Genomic DNA, 11,732 nt, shown 5'->3' on the forward strand with positions numbered 1-11,732 from the left:
ACAGGGTGCGGCCATAGCGAAAGCCGTTGATCCACCGGCTGGTGGCTTGCATCTGCCAGCGGTTCATGGCCCAGGTGCCGGCGAGGAAGGCCAACAGGCCGATCCCGAACCACCAGCGCGGCAGGCTGGAAAGCAACACCAGCCCGCCGGTCAGGGCGCCCACCCCAAGATGATAGGCGAAAGGCAGCCGCTTCATCTCGTTCGCCCGCACCCGCGCCTCCCGCATCCCAACCAGCGCTTCAGACGCCTCGTCACCGCCCACAGTCATCCCTGCCTCCCTTTCCAATATGGAAAAGCGATACTTTTAACTTTCCGATATGGCAAGAGAAAACTTTCCATAATGGAAAGAGGCGCGTGCGACGAGAATATCCTCCCGCATCCGGCTGTGTTACGAGCTTCCATCCCCGAGGCTGCGTACGAACATGCTCTTGATCCTACTCGCGTCGGCGTTGCTGACGCCCTTGCAAGATGCTCCGGCGATCGAAGCGGTCCTGCGTATGTCGCCGCGTGAGGCCGGCGATCTCCTGTTGAAGGACAAGGAGCATGGCGTCGTCGAAAGCATCGCTCCGGCGCCGGTCCGTTCAGGTACGCCGCCGGGCCTGGTGGAGCTTCAGCTCATCGAGCGGCCGTCGCCCATCCGAGGCGGCTGCGTTCGGAGGCGGTGGAACGCAAGCTTCCGACACCAGCCCGATGCTGATGCAAGCGCCGCGACATTCTCCGGTGCCTGGTCTGCAACCGAAGTGGCCCTGCGCGCAGGGCGCACCTGTCCAAGCGTCAATTTCGTCCACGTGAACCCGGGGCTGAGCAGTGAGGAGGCGCTCGGCGAACTCCGCTACCTGGGGGACACCGTGGCCGGTAGGGCCAAGGTGAAGTTCACGTGCTTGGACGAGACGGCGTCGAGCTTGTGCCGCACGCTCAAGGGGATACGTCCGCAACTCGCCCGTCTCTCCGCGTGGGCGGTGGCGAGGCGCGAAGGAAGGACGGAGTTCTGGCTCGGGCAGCCTGGCCAGGTGGCAACGGCGCTGAGCTATGCGGTGGACCGCCGGAGAGAGGTCAGGATCAGACGGTCGATCCCGCCTCCGTACTGAGCCAGTATCAAAGGGCGCCGCCGTCTAAATTGGCCAGCCTCTAATAATTCGATGCCGGCGCACTATATAGGGTAAGCTATAGTCGCAAATTGACGGTCTTCGGCGCTTTGCGGCTCCTATTCCTTCTCTCGCTTCTCCTAGCGTCAGGGGACCGTCTTCCGGTCCCTTCATCAAGAAGGAACATCTTATGCCCATCGGCACCGTCAAATTTTTCGATACCTCCAAAGGCTACGGCTTCATCACCAACGAAGCCGGCGGCAACGATGCATTCGTGCACGTCAGCGCCGTTGAAGCCGCCGGAATGCAGACGCTCGAGAAGGAGCAGCGCGTCTCCTACGAGCTCGAGAACGACAGGCGCGGCAAGACCAGCGCCGTCAATCTCCAGTCTGCCTAAGCAGCGGCCTCCGCTTTTTGCGGAGGACTTGGCGGGGCGGGTGCCTTGGCATCCGCCTCTTCCTTTCGGGATTGGAGAGAACATGTCGGCACAGCAGGAATTCTATCTCGAGCGCGCAGCGGAAGCGCGCGCAGGCGCGGGCGCGGCCACTCTCGATAATGTGCGCCAACGCTGGCTCCGGTCGGAAGCGACCTGGACCCAGATGGCCGAGCGAAGCGCACGCGGCGAGAAGATGCGCGCCAAGCTCATCGCCGACAAAGCAAGCGAGCGTGCTGCCCTGAAGGCAGCAACGCTGGCCTGATCCGCCGCCTCTCAATCCGGGCGCCGTCACGGGCGCCCTCGTCACCTTCGGAGAAAATCATGTCCAGAACCCCAGTGCGCCCGTACCTCATCGCCAAGGACGAGGAAGGCGACTTCCGGATCACCATCCGCGAGACGCGGTACAATTCGCAGCATTATCCGCTGGTGACCTCGGTCCTGCAGGCGGACAGGTTCAGGACGGCGACCGCGGCCCGGAACCACGCGAAGGCCGAATTCGGCGCGCAGGCCGACCAGTTCGCGACCAAGTAAGGCGCCGGGAGCTTACTAACGATGAAATCATATAAGGACCCCTCCTTCCAGGATCGGGTCGGCCGTGCCGCGGAAGCGAAGCAGAAGGCGCTCGACAATCTGCGCTCGAAGCCGCCGATGGACGAAGCCGCCGTTGCCGAGCGTGTTGCGGCGCGTCTGAAGCGCGATACCGACGAAGCCGGAAAGCGGGCCGCGAAGAAGGCGGCGGAGCAGTCGGCGAAGGAAGCGAAGGCGGAAGCGGCGGCAGCGAGCGCCGCCGTTCCGGCGCCGCCTACGGAAGCGGAGAAGAAGATGGCGCGCGACGCCCGCTACGCCGCTCGAAAGAACCGTCAGTAAACCGGCCGCACCGGGGCGTCAGCGACGCCGCTGGTGCAGGAACTGCGTCACGTCGCGCGCGAACCGCTCCGGGTCCTCGACGAACATGAAGTGGCCCCGCCCTTCATATTCCAGGATGCGCGCGCCAGGCACTTGCGCCACGAAGCTGCGCACCGGCTGAACCGCCGCCTGGAAATCGCTCGCGCCCTGAATGGCGAGGAGCGGCATGGTCAGCCGGCCGGGACTGTCGAAGCGATATTCGAGAATTCCCTGATCGGCGAGTGCGCCGAATATCTCGCCGGTATTGTACATGCCGCCGGAGGCGTCGGTCTCGTCTACCAGCTTCATGATCGCCGGATCGGGATACATGTTGCCGTCGATGAACGTCCTGCCCGCAGCGAAGATGTGGCACCGACGCTTCGATCCCTTCGGCAGCTTGGCCAGAGCCTCGGCATAGGTCTTCGGATCAACCTTCTCCAGCCGGACGCAGGCGAGGTCCAGGATCGCGGGGAAATCGACCACTGCTCCTGCGAGCACGAGGTGCGACACGTGCTGCGGATATTTCGCGGCATATTCGAGGGCGAGGACGGTGCCGAAGCTGTGGCCGACGAGGTCCATCCGCTCCACGCCCCAATGGCGGCGAAGCTGCTCCAGATCGTCGACCAGCAGGGGAAGCGAATATTCCTTCTTCCAATGCTTCTCCGACCGGCCGCTGCCGCGCTGGTCGAGGTAGATCATGCGGTTGGAGCGTTCGAGCGGAGGACCTGCGAAGCGGGCGAAGGTCTGGCTTCCCTGGCCGGGCCCGCCGTGGAGGAAGACGACCGGGGTGCCGCTCGTCCTTCCGGCGACACGGTACCAGAGGCGGACCCCGTTTATGACCGTATCATGCTTTCCGATGCGGAGGCTGCCGCCGCTTTGAGCGATGGACGGCGCGCTGAACAGGAGAGCGAGGGCGCAGAGCAGCAACCGAATAGCGATCATGGCGTGTCCCTCCGCGCGGCCCGGCTGCATTTCTAGCACGGGCGCGGGTGCGGACAAGTTGCGGCCGCAGAGGAAGCTGCGGGCAAAGAAGAAGGGGCGCCGATGCGTCCCCTTCTTCAGCGGCGGTCCTTACTTGAACAGGGAAGCCGGCGGCTCTCCGCCTTGGCCCTGATGCATCGTCTTTTCATATTTGTCGCCGTTCCACTGGAAGCGGGCGAGCCACCAGGCCGGGACGGCGTAGCTGCGGTCATGGTCCCAGACGAACCAGACGCGGGCCGCCTGCTTCTCGGCATTGGTGGTGAGCTTGCGCTTGCCCGGTCCGTAGATGGTGTAGTCGCCTAGATTATGGAACTTGATCAGTTCCTTCCGCCCGAGGCTGAGGCCGGCATAGCGTGCCTCATCGGCCGCGATCGCGCCTCCGACGACCGGCTGCAGCAATGCGAAGGCCGGCTTGCAGAACTTCGCCTCGACCTCATCGAGGCTCATCGGCTCCTGGCCGTTGAGGTTGAGCTCGAGGCCCGGATCCGTCCGCCGAAGCTGCGCGATGCCGTCGAGGCACTCCTGAGTGCCCTTCATCAGGAACCGCGCCATGGTGAGGTCGTCCTTCTCCGGGATCTCGTTGTCGAGGCCGTAAAGGACGATCCTCATCGCCGTGCCGGCGCCGTTTTCGGTCTTCTCGACGAGCGCCGGGTCGGGCGCACTGGCGGCGGCTACGGCCGGCACGAGGATTGCGCCAAACAAGATTATGGTTCGCAAGATCATGGGTTTGCCCCCCTTCTGCTGAATTCCCCCGCGGCTCGTTTATCCGCTCGGCGGGAATTCAACAACAGGTGGGCGAATCGAGGGGGGGAAGGGGGGAGGGGGATCAGCTTCGAAGCGTGAAGCCGATCCGCAGCGTCACCTGGTAATGGGCGACGCGGCCGTTCTCGACATGGCCGCGAGTCTCCTTCACCTCGAACCAGCGGACATCGTCGATCGTGCTCGAGGCGCGGGCGACGGCTTTCTCGATCGCGTCTTCGATACTCGTCTCCGAGCTGCCGACGATCTCGATGATCTTGTAGATATTGTCGCTCATGCCGGTCCTCTCGCTGGTGCCACGGGAGCGGAACGGGCGGGGCGGGGAGTGGTTTCAGATCCCCCGCCCGCCGCTTCATGAAGCGCCGATCAGCGCGGGTTCTGCTCGCGCTCGATCTCTTCCGATTCGGCGTCGATGCGGTCCAGCCGCTCGCGCCGCGCCTGGGCGATGAGGGCGTTCCAGTTGACCTCCGACGCACCGCCCCGCTCGGCGCGCGCCTGGTTGATGAACTGCATCAGGCAGCCGGTTGCGCCGCCGGGCCCCGTCGGCGAGCAGCTGCCGATGCCCTGGCGGCCGACATATTGCAGCTCCACGGCGCGGTTCGCCCAGCTGTTCGCCTGCGGCACGACGTCGTCGCGGAGGGGCCCCGGAATGCGGAAACGGTCATTCTCCGATCCCCGGTAGCAGACGATGATCTCATCGTCGGTGCTCTTCGGACACGGATCGTTGCCGTAGACGATGAGCTGGTTGACCCGCACGTCGTCGACGGACGCGATGGTTCGGCCTCTTGCGGCGACATTCCGGGTCTGCGCGGTCGCCGAGGCGCCGGGCAGGGGCTGCGCGGCTTCGGGTGATCCGGGCGAACGCTGGGCAGAAGCGGGGGTGGGCATCAAAGCGATGGCCGCGGCGGCGAGAAACATGGTCTTCATCGTCAGATCCTCTTCGAAAGCGCGATTGCGGCGCGGCAGCCCGCGCGGATGAACGCGGAAAGTATCGGGTAGCCGAACGCATCCTCGGCGCCCGCGGCGATGGCGGTGTCGCGGTGCTCCAGCTCCTCGGCCTGGAAATCGGTGATCGTGTGCGAAAGATCAGGATCGTCCTGCCCGAGCGAGCGGATCTGATCGGAATAATGCTTGTCGATCTCTGTCTCGACGGCGGCCGTGCACGCCATTGCCGCGTCAGGCCCCATCAGCGCCGTGACCGCCCCGAGCGCGTGCCCGGCGACGTTCCAGAAGGGCTGGAGAACAGTCGGGCGAATGCCGCGATCAGTCATCAGCTGGTCGAAATGATCGAGGTGCCTTCTCTCCTGAAACGCCATCCGGGCGATCGCGCGCGAGGCGGGATGGCGGTTGCCGAGCACTGCAAGCTGGCCGCCATAGATGCGTGTGGCGCCATATTCCCCCGCCTGATCGACCCGGATCATAGAGGGGACGTCGGCGCGGTCGTCGCCCGGCCGCCAGGTGGGGCCCGGCGCGCTCATGCCGCCGCTCTCGGTCGCCTGAGGCTCAGCCATAAGATCACCAACGCGGATCCGATCGAAAGTATCGCGTTCCAGCCGGCCATCGAAATGCCGAGGAACGAGAATTGCACTGCGTCGCAACGAACGAGCGGAGCGGCCATAATATCCTTGAGGAGATCGGCGCCCGAGCCGCTGGCGGTCGAGGTGCATTGGGTGAGGCCGTGGAAGATGCCGAGCTCGACGCCCGCATGATAGGCGCCGACGATGCCGCTCAAGAGGATGCCGATCGCCGCCAGCCAGACGAAGCTGCGGCCGCGGTCGGGAAGTCGGCGCATTGCGAACGAAATGAGCGCCAGAGCCAGCGCGGCATAATGGCCCCAGCGCTGCCAGTGGCACATCTCGCAGGGATGGAGCCCGCCCAGATATTGCGAGCCGAGCGCGCCCGCGAGCAGAGCGGCAGGGACCAGAAGCGCAAGCGCGCGGGCTTTTTCGAGGCTGGTCACGGGCGGGCGTCTGCGGCTTCGGTCATGGCTTATGCCTAGCCCATGCTCCGCCAAGGCTGCAAATCCGCTGAACGAGGCGCTGCGCCGCAAGCCGGGGAAAGGGCTCGCGGCGCAGCGGAGGATCAGGCGGCCATCATCGCCGCTACGGGCTCAGGCGCCGGCGCGGCTGCCGCTTCGCCGGCTTGAAGGTCGAGCTCGAACAGGCGGCACGGCGCTTCCGCCTGGCGGCCGGCACTGAAGCGGGGAGCGACGATGCCGGTGGGCCTGAAGCCGATCTTCTCGAGCACGCGCCCGGAGGCCGGATTGTCGAGGAAATGGCTCGCGGTGAGCTTGCCGATCCGGAGCGAATGGCGTGCATTGGCAACCAGGGCTTTCCCAGCCTCGGTCGCATAGCCCTTGCCCCAGTGGCGGCGCGCGATCCAATAGCCGAACTCGACCGCACCGCTCGGGCGGCGGCCGAAGCCGGCGCAGCCGACCAGCTCCGGTGCATCCGCGGTGCGGCGGAAGATGAGCAGGCCCGTTGCCTGCGGTTCGCGCTCGGTGGCGAGGAAGGCCTCGGCATCGGCGAGGGTGTAGGGCCACGGTGCGCTTGCGAGGTTTCGGACGATCCGTTCGTCCGCGATCGCCTTGTGGAGGGCGGGCGCATCCTCGGCCCAGCCGGGCCGCAGCAACAATCTTTCCGTCCGTGCGAACATCTTCTGTCTTCCTTCCCCTTTTGCCGCCGGCTCGTACCCCTCTGGGGTTACGGGCCCGCGACAGTGATCGAGGGAGACATGAAAAGAGGGAGAATGAGCTGGCTCCCTCCTGGGGGGCTGCTCCTTCTCCCTCGAAACGGTTCTTGTGTGAGAACCTGGGGCCGCCCCTTGAAGGACGACCCGTTATCGATCGTCCGTTATTCCGCCGCGGTGGTAATCGGCATGTCGACGCACACGAATTTGCGTCCAAGCTTCCCGTCGCGGAACGAGACTTGGCCGTCGGTGAGCGCAAAAAGGGTATGGTCCTTGCCCATGCCGACGCCGGTGCCCGGATAATATTTGGTGCCGCGCTGGCGCACGATGATGTTGCCGCCGACGACCATCTCGCCGCCGAACTTCTTCACGCCCAGGCGACGGCCAGCGCTGTCGCGACCGTTGCGTGAGGATCCGCCTGCCTTTTTATGTGCCATCTCGAAATCTTACCTTCGTATCTCTTTAAGCTTCTTTATCAGCGGCGGGCTTTTTGGTCGAGCCCTTCTTCGCCGACGGCTTCTGGGCCACCGGGGTGTCCGTCATCTCGCTCTCTGCACCATCGACCTTGAGCGGCGCCTGAACGTGCGCCTCGGTCTCGGCGGGAGCTTCGGGAGCGGCGGCGGCCTTCTTGGCGCGCGGCTGCTTAGCTTCCGCGGCCGGAGCAGCGTCCACGGCCGGAGCCGGAGCGGCGGCCTGGGCCTCGTCGGCTGCCGGAGCCGCTTCCTTCTTGGCCTTCTTCGGCTTTTCGGCCTGCTGGTCCCCGATCGCGGTGATGCGCAGGATCGTGTGCTGCTGGCGGTGGCCGTTCTTGCGGCGGTAATTGTGCCGGCGGCGCTTCTTGAAGACGATCACCTTCTCGCCCTTGGCCTGGGCGATGATCTCGGCGGAGACGGTGAGGCCGTCGGTGGAGCGAAGGTCGGAACCCTCGCCGGCAAGCAGGACCTCGCCCAGCTGGATGGTGTCGCCGGCCTCGCCGGCCAGCTTCTCGACGACGATCTTGTCTCCGGCGGCTACGCGATATTGCTTGCCGCCCGTGCGCACGACTGCGAACATGGCTCTTTCCAAACATTCTAATGCTGTCGCACAGGCGAACGGCCACGGCCGATCCCCGCGCGGGAAGCCGGGCTGCTACTGGACCGGCTTTAGCGTGTCAACGCCTAAGCCGCCCCGTTTGCAGCCTAATGACGATGCTCCCGCCTCAGCTCGTAGCGGCCTTCCTTATAGGGACCGAAGATGCCGCTGATCGCGGGATGGTCCACCGGCTCGTCGCTTTCGTCGGGAAGCAGATTCTGCTGGCTGACATAGGCGACGTAGCTGCTTTCGCCATTCTCGGCGAGCAGGTGGTAGAAGGGCTGGTCCTTGGACGGGCGGATCTCCTCCGGGATCGCCTGGTACCATTCCTCGGTGTTGGCGAAGGTCGGATCGACGTCGAAGATGACCCCCCTGAATTCGAAGATGCGGTGCCGCACAACCTCCCCGATCGCAAAATGCGCATGACTCACCAGCGGGAAGGATGGCGCCCCAGTCATGCTCGCTCGGTTGATCCGCACCTGTGTCATGCACCTGATGTAGGCGACGGTGCGGGCACTGCAAGAGCCGGCTTAGCCGGAACTGCCGCAATCCGGGAGAAGCGCCGCAAGTCTCCATTGAATATGTACACAATCATCAATCAGCGCACTGCGTGAGGGGGAGGGAAGCATGGAAGAAACAGTGATCCGCCGGGGGCAGGATTATCTGACGACAATTCGTTCAGAGCAATATGTCGAGCTGACACCGGAACTGCTTGGCCCTGGCGCGGAGCTTTTTAGCGAGTTTGTTACTTTAGTGGGCATACCGCTGGTTCCTCCCGTCGGCAACGCGGACACGATCATGGAGCGGATGGACGATGCCGTGCCGGGAAATCCGGTGCGGACGCGGGTCGCCGCCTTCGCAAATATGAGCGCGGCTCCGGTGCTGATCAGGGGCGATAGCGCCATCGCCGGATGGTATGATTTGTACGTAACGCTGTCGCCCACCCGTGAATCGCCCGGCGAGACGATTTACACCATCGAGGACGACGAGGGCGGCCGTTTCGAAAGCAAAGCTGAATTCTGGCCGCTCTTCGAGCTTCGTCCCCTCGGCGCGGGCCGCTCTATTTTCGTAGATACAGGTTCGCAAAAAGTGCCTGGGTTTCCGATGAACATCGGCAGTGCAGGCGGGCGTTGGACAAAGCGGCCGCCCAGTGACAGCGCGGTGCTCGGCTTCAAAGCGGAGCCGTTCTTTTACGAGGGCGAGGTGGTGATCACGGCTGAGCGGGAAGGCCAGATCTCGCCATTGATACCGCTAAGTTTCGGTGGAGTGTCCATCGCGAAATGCACGAAGGCGCAAGCGGAGTTCGTCGGAGCGGACAACCCGGGCATGTACGGCCGCCGTGACCTTGGAGCGACGAAGCGGGATGCGAATCGGGAACTCCGCTGATCGGAGCAGGGAGCATCTCCGACCTCCGGTCATCAGGATGTGCCTCCGATTGGTTGCTGTCGGTGCGGCATCCATTTTTGTTGCGGCTTGCTACGCGAGGGCAGTCGTGCGTCGTCGGCTTGGTGCGCCAACTCCGCCTGCCGACATCGTTCTGGCTCGAGCGGGTGCTCGCTGCGCCCGGTGGCTAGGGGGCGGATGGATCAAAGTCGGGCAGATAGTTGCGACGCGCCACGACCTCTGTTCACCGGAAGCCGCAGCCATATTGGGAAAGCTTCAGGATCAGGTGGGCGGACGAGCGCCGGCGCTCCTACGGGGTGGCACCGAGAGCTTTGAGCGAGGCAGCGGAATTCAACTCGAGGAAGTTGGAGCCGAACCGATTGCGAGCGGCGCGATCGCCTTCGTCTATGTCGTGCGGCTGCCCGGCCGGCCGGAGCCGATGATCCTGAAGATCAAGCGTGACGGCATCGACGCACTTATGAGGGCCGACCTGCGGCTCCTCGCCTTGAGCGCTAAGCTCGTGCAACGGCTGTTTGTGGGGCTGCAACACATCCCGCTGGAGGAGATGGCAAGAACGATCGCCCTGGAGGTTGAAGCGCAGCTCGATCTCACGAGGGAAGCGCGCAACGCCGTGAAGTTCGCTGCGAACTTCGCCGCCTCACCGGAGATCCGATTCCCGACGATCATCGAGGGCATGAGCCGTCCGGACATGCTCGTCATGTCCTTCGAGCGGGGGCTGCTCGGCATCGATCCACAGTCGGGTGGTGTCGTCCACAAAGTGGATGTCTATGAACGGTTAATCCGTAGCGTGTACGTGATGCTGTTCGTGCACGGCTTTTTCCACTGCGACGTGCATCCGGGGAACGTTTTTACCCGGGTTGGTGGAGAAATCGTATTTCTCGACTGCGGCCTTGCCCGGCAACTCTCCGCGTCCGACCGCGACGATTTCGCCGACTTCTTCCTCTGCGTTGCGCTGAACCGCGGAAAGCGCGCGGCCGGCCAGATGCTTAGATTGGCCATCCATGTACCCGCAAATCTTGATCAGCGCTCCTACACCCGCGAAATCTCGGCCGTGGTGGCAACCGCATCAGGAGTGAAGGCCGGATCGTTCAGCGTCGTCGGGTTCGTCACGGATCTTTTTGAGGTGAACCGCCGCCATGGGATCGTCGGAACTGCTGACTTCATTTGGATGATCACCGTGCTGGTGACGCTGGAAGGTCCCGTCAAAGCAGCCTGTCCGCAGATCGACTTTCAGGGCATCGCAATCGACGTGATAACCGAGGCGCGGCTGGAGCAGGCTGCGTAGAATGCAGCTTGGCAAGCTGATCACCGTCCGCTAAGCGACCGCGCCTGTCGATCGGCTCCGCCTCGGGGTCGCCCTCAAGTGTTCGCGGAGAGGTGCCAGAGTGGTCGATTGGGACGGTCTCGAAAACCGTTGTGCCGGTAACGGTACCGTGGGTTCGAATCCCACCCTCTCCGCCATGCTCTTCTAGCTATTCAACGCCGCCGCGGCTTCGGCGCCCTTGCGCAGCGCTTCGCGATCGACGGCGCCGGGCTTGGAATTGAGCCAGGTGCCGCCGACGCAGAGCACCGGATCGAGCGCCAGCCAGTCGGGCGCGGTCTCCATCGTAATCCCGCCGGTCGGGCAGAAGCCCGCCTCCGCAAACGGGCCGGACAGCGCTGCCAGGCCCGGAATGCCGCCCGAAGCGACCGCCGGGAAGAATTTGAAGTGGCTGAGGCCGAGATCGAGGCCGCGCATGATGTCTCCGGGCGAGGACACGCCGGGAAGGAAGGGGAGCCCCGACGCTATGGCGGCGCGGCCGATCCGCTCGGTAAGGCCGGGCGAGACTGCGAAGCGGGCGCCCGCTTCGATACTCTCCTGGAGCTGCGTTTCGTTCAGGACGGTTCCCGCTCCGACCACCGCGCCTTCCACGCGGGACATCTCCCTGATCACGTCGAGCGCCGCGGGCGTCCGGAGCGTGACCTCCAGGACCCGGAGCCCGCCGGCGACCAGCGCTTCCGCAATGGCGCGTGCCTGGGCGACATCCTCGACGATCAGCACCGGGATCATCGGACATATGCGCATGATGCTGCCGATGTCTATCACTGGCCATACTCCGCTGCGAAGGCTGCGGCGGCGCCGAACAGGCCTGGTTGTGGGTGGGTGATGAGCTTCACCGGGATTTCGTCCATCATTCGCTCGAAACGCCCCTTCGCGATAAAACGATCCCTGAAGCCCGAGCGGGGGAGGTGATTGAGAAGACGCTGGCTGAGGCCGCCCGCGATCACCACCGCCTGCGCGCCCTGAGCGAGGGCGATGTCTCCGGCAGCGGCGCCGAGAGCGAGGCAGAAGCGGTCGAACGCAGCTGCGGCAAGGCTGTCCTCCCCCGCCATTGCCGCCTGCCACAGCTCCTTGTCGTCGCGGAAGCGGATTGGCCGATCCT

Annotated in this window: 20 protein-coding genes and 1 tRNA gene; 8 read left to right on the forward strand and 13 right to left on the reverse strand. The window is 64.6% G+C overall.

From position 1 onward, the window contains the following. Positions 1-268: hypothetical protein (locus tag VF662_RS11785; protein WP_464141357.1), on the reverse strand; the 268-nt coding region annotated here is incomplete at its 3' end. A gap of 154 nt (positions 269-422) precedes the next feature. Here VF662_RS11785 and VF662_RS11790 point away from each other — a divergent pair. The 5 genes from VF662_RS11790 (at position 423) to VF662_RS11810 (ending at position 2,388) form a co-directional block, all read left to right on the forward strand. Next, complete coding sequence (locus VF662_RS11790; protein WP_464141360.1) at positions 423-1,088, forward strand: hypothetical protein; 666 nt, start codon at positions 423-425, stop codon at positions 1,086-1,088. A 187-nt stretch (positions 1,089-1,275) separates the two neighbouring features. Further along, positions 1,276-1,482, forward strand: coding sequence for a cold-shock protein (locus VF662_RS11795; protein ID WP_464141363.1), 207 nt, complete (start codon positions 1,276-1,278; stop codon positions 1,480-1,482). 82 nt (positions 1,483-1,564) lie between these two features. Beyond that, positions 1,565-1,783, forward strand: a complete 219-nt coding sequence (locus tag VF662_RS11800; protein WP_464141365.1) for a hypothetical protein — start codon at positions 1,565-1,567, stop codon at positions 1,781-1,783. A 59-nt stretch (positions 1,784-1,842) separates the two neighbouring features. Next, positions 1,843-2,052 carry a hypothetical protein gene (locus VF662_RS11805; RefSeq protein ID WP_464141368.1) on the forward strand — a complete coding sequence of 70 codons (210 nt, stop codon included), beginning with the start codon at positions 1,843-1,845 and terminating at the stop codon, positions 2,050-2,052. A gap of 21 nt (positions 2,053-2,073) precedes the next feature. Further along, positions 2,074-2,388, forward strand: a complete 315-nt coding sequence (locus VF662_RS11810; RefSeq protein WP_464141370.1) for a DUF6481 family protein — start codon at positions 2,074-2,076, stop codon at positions 2,386-2,388. Between the two features lie 18 nt (positions 2,389-2,406). Here VF662_RS11810 and VF662_RS11815 read toward each other — a convergent pair whose 3' ends face one another. The 10 genes from VF662_RS11815 to hspQ form a co-directional block, all read right to left on the reverse strand. After that, complete coding sequence (locus VF662_RS11815; RefSeq protein ID WP_464141372.1) at positions 2,407-3,348, reverse strand: alpha/beta fold hydrolase; 942 nt, start codon at positions 3,346-3,348, stop codon at positions 2,407-2,409. Positions 3,349-3,477: 129 nt separating this feature from the next. Further along, positions 3,478-4,071, reverse strand: coding sequence for a hypothetical protein (locus tag VF662_RS11820; protein ID WP_464141375.1), 594 nt, complete (start codon positions 4,069-4,071; stop codon positions 3,478-3,480). 142 nt (positions 4,072-4,213) lie between these two features. Then, positions 4,214-4,423: a dodecin gene (locus VF662_RS11825; protein ID WP_464141378.1), complete on the reverse strand. Its 210-nt coding sequence runs from the start codon at positions 4,421-4,423 to the stop codon at positions 4,214-4,216. Between the two features lie 89 nt (positions 4,424-4,512). Next, the gene (locus VF662_RS11830) at positions 4,513-5,073 is read right to left on the reverse strand and encodes a hypothetical protein (protein WP_464141380.1); all 561 of its coding nucleotides are present in this window, start codon (positions 5,071-5,073) and stop codon (positions 4,513-4,515) included. A 2-nt stretch (positions 5,074-5,075) separates the two neighbouring features. Then, positions 5,076-5,657 (reverse strand): demethoxyubiquinone hydroxylase family protein, encoded by a 582-nt coding sequence (locus VF662_RS11835; protein ID WP_464141384.1) that lies wholly within the window; start codon positions 5,655-5,657, stop codon positions 5,076-5,078. After that, a complete protein-coding gene (locus VF662_RS11840; protein WP_464141386.1) occupies positions 5,621-6,106 on the reverse strand; it encodes a disulfide bond formation protein B in 486 nt (161 codons plus the stop codon). Before VF662_RS11840 ends, VF662_RS11835 begins: the two co-directional genes overlap by 37 nt. A 122-nt stretch (positions 6,107-6,228) precedes the next feature. Continuing rightward, on the reverse strand, positions 6,229-6,801 hold the full coding sequence (locus VF662_RS11845) for a GNAT family N-acetyltransferase (RefSeq protein WP_464141390.1): 573 nt from the start codon (positions 6,799-6,801) through the stop codon (positions 6,229-6,231). A 197-nt stretch (positions 6,802-6,998) separates the two neighbouring features. Continuing rightward, positions 6,999-7,271 carry a 50S ribosomal protein L27 gene (gene rpmA / locus VF662_RS11850; RefSeq protein WP_464141392.1) on the reverse strand — a complete coding sequence of 91 codons (273 nt, stop codon included), beginning with the start codon at positions 7,269-7,271 and terminating at the stop codon, positions 6,999-7,001. A 25-nt stretch (positions 7,272-7,296) separates the two neighbouring features. Continuing rightward, positions 7,297-7,887 (reverse strand): 50S ribosomal protein L21, encoded by a 591-nt coding sequence (rplU, locus tag VF662_RS11855; protein WP_464141395.1) that lies wholly within the window; start codon positions 7,885-7,887, stop codon positions 7,297-7,299. Positions 7,888-8,012: 125 nt separating this feature from the next. Continuing rightward, complete coding sequence (gene hspQ / locus VF662_RS11860; protein WP_464141398.1) at positions 8,013-8,363, reverse strand: heat shock protein HspQ; 351 nt, start codon at positions 8,361-8,363, stop codon at positions 8,013-8,015. 169 nt (positions 8,364-8,532) lie between these two features. Here hspQ and VF662_RS11865 point away from each other — a divergent pair, with 169 nt between their 5' ends. From VF662_RS11865 to VF662_RS11875, 3 genes are all read left to right on the forward strand, one after another. Then, complete coding sequence (locus VF662_RS11865) at positions 8,533-9,291, forward strand: hypothetical protein (protein WP_464141401.1); 759 nt, start codon at positions 8,533-8,535, stop codon at positions 9,289-9,291. Between the two features lie 262 nt (positions 9,292-9,553). Then, complete coding sequence (locus VF662_RS11870) at positions 9,554-10,594, forward strand: AarF/UbiB family protein (RefSeq protein ID WP_464141403.1); 1,041 nt, start codon at positions 9,554-9,556, stop codon at positions 10,592-10,594. Between the two features lie 86 nt (positions 10,595-10,680). Further along, positions 10,681-10,770 (forward strand) — tRNA-Ser (locus VF662_RS11875). A gap of 7 nt (positions 10,771-10,777) precedes the next feature. On the opposite strand, the gene eda is transcribed toward VF662_RS11875, so the two are convergent. Both eda and VF662_RS11885 read right to left on the reverse strand, forming a co-directional pair. Next, a complete protein-coding gene (eda, locus tag VF662_RS11880) occupies positions 10,778-11,374 on the reverse strand; it encodes a bifunctional 4-hydroxy-2-oxoglutarate aldolase/2-dehydro-3-deoxy-phosphogluconate aldolase (protein ID WP_464141405.1) in 597 nt (198 codons plus the stop codon). Positions 11,375-11,391: 17 nt separating this feature from the next. Beyond that, on the reverse strand, positions 11,392-11,732 hold a 341-nt coding region (locus VF662_RS11885), incomplete at its 5' end, for a glucokinase (protein WP_464141407.1).

It is taken from the genome of Allosphingosinicella sp., from assembly GCF_036387215.1.
In the GTDB taxonomy this organism is placed as follows: Bacteria; Pseudomonadota; Alphaproteobacteria; order Sphingomonadales; family Sphingomonadaceae; genus Allosphingosinicella.

Coding starts and splice junctions, on each gene's coding strand:
- rpmA (WP_464141392.1), bottom strand. CDS start 7,271: ATGGCACATAAAAAGGCAGGCGGATCCTCACGCAACGGTCGCGACAGC.
- VF662_RS11815 (WP_464141372.1), bottom strand. CDS start 3,348: ATGATCGCTATTCGGTTGCTGCTCTGCGCCCTCGCTCTCCTGTTCAGC.
- VF662_RS11825 (WP_464141378.1), bottom strand. CDS start 4,423: ATGAGCGACAATATCTACAAGATCATCGAGATCGTCGGCAGCTCGGAG.
- VF662_RS11800 (WP_464141365.1), top strand. CDS start 1,565: ATGTCGGCACAGCAGGAATTCTATCTCGAGCGCGCAGCGGAAGCGCGC.
- VF662_RS11845 (WP_464141390.1), bottom strand. CDS start 6,801: ATGTTCGCACGGACGGAAAGATTGTTGCTGCGGCCCGGCTGGGCCGAG.
- VF662_RS11865 (WP_464141401.1), top strand. CDS start 8,533: ATGGAAGAAACAGTGATCCGCCGGGGGCAGGATTATCTGACGACAATT.
- VF662_RS11790 (WP_464141360.1), top strand. CDS start 423: ATGCTCTTGATCCTACTCGCGTCGGCGTTGCTGACGCCCTTGCAAGAT.
- VF662_RS11835 (WP_464141384.1), bottom strand. CDS start 5,657: ATGGCTGAGCCTCAGGCGACCGAGAGCGGCGGCATGAGCGCGCCGGGC.
- VF662_RS11810 (WP_464141370.1), top strand. CDS start 2,074: ATGAAATCATATAAGGACCCCTCCTTCCAGGATCGGGTCGGCCGTGCC.
- VF662_RS11805 (WP_464141368.1), top strand. CDS start 1,843: ATGTCCAGAACCCCAGTGCGCCCGTACCTCATCGCCAAGGACGAGGAA.
- hspQ (WP_464141398.1), bottom strand. CDS start 8,363: ATGACTGGGGCGCCATCCTTCCCGCTGGTGAGTCATGCGCATTTTGCG.
- VF662_RS11830 (WP_464141380.1), bottom strand. CDS start 5,073: ATGAAGACCATGTTTCTCGCCGCCGCGGCCATCGCTTTGATGCCCACC.
- eda (WP_464141405.1), bottom strand. CDS start 11,374: ATGCGCATATGTCCGATGATCCCGGTGCTGATCGTCGAGGATGTCGCC.
- VF662_RS11795 (WP_464141363.1), top strand. CDS start 1,276: ATGCCCATCGGCACCGTCAAATTTTTCGATACCTCCAAAGGCTACGGC.
- rplU (WP_464141395.1), bottom strand. CDS start 7,887: ATGTTCGCAGTCGTGCGCACGGGCGGCAAGCAATATCGCGTAGCCGCC.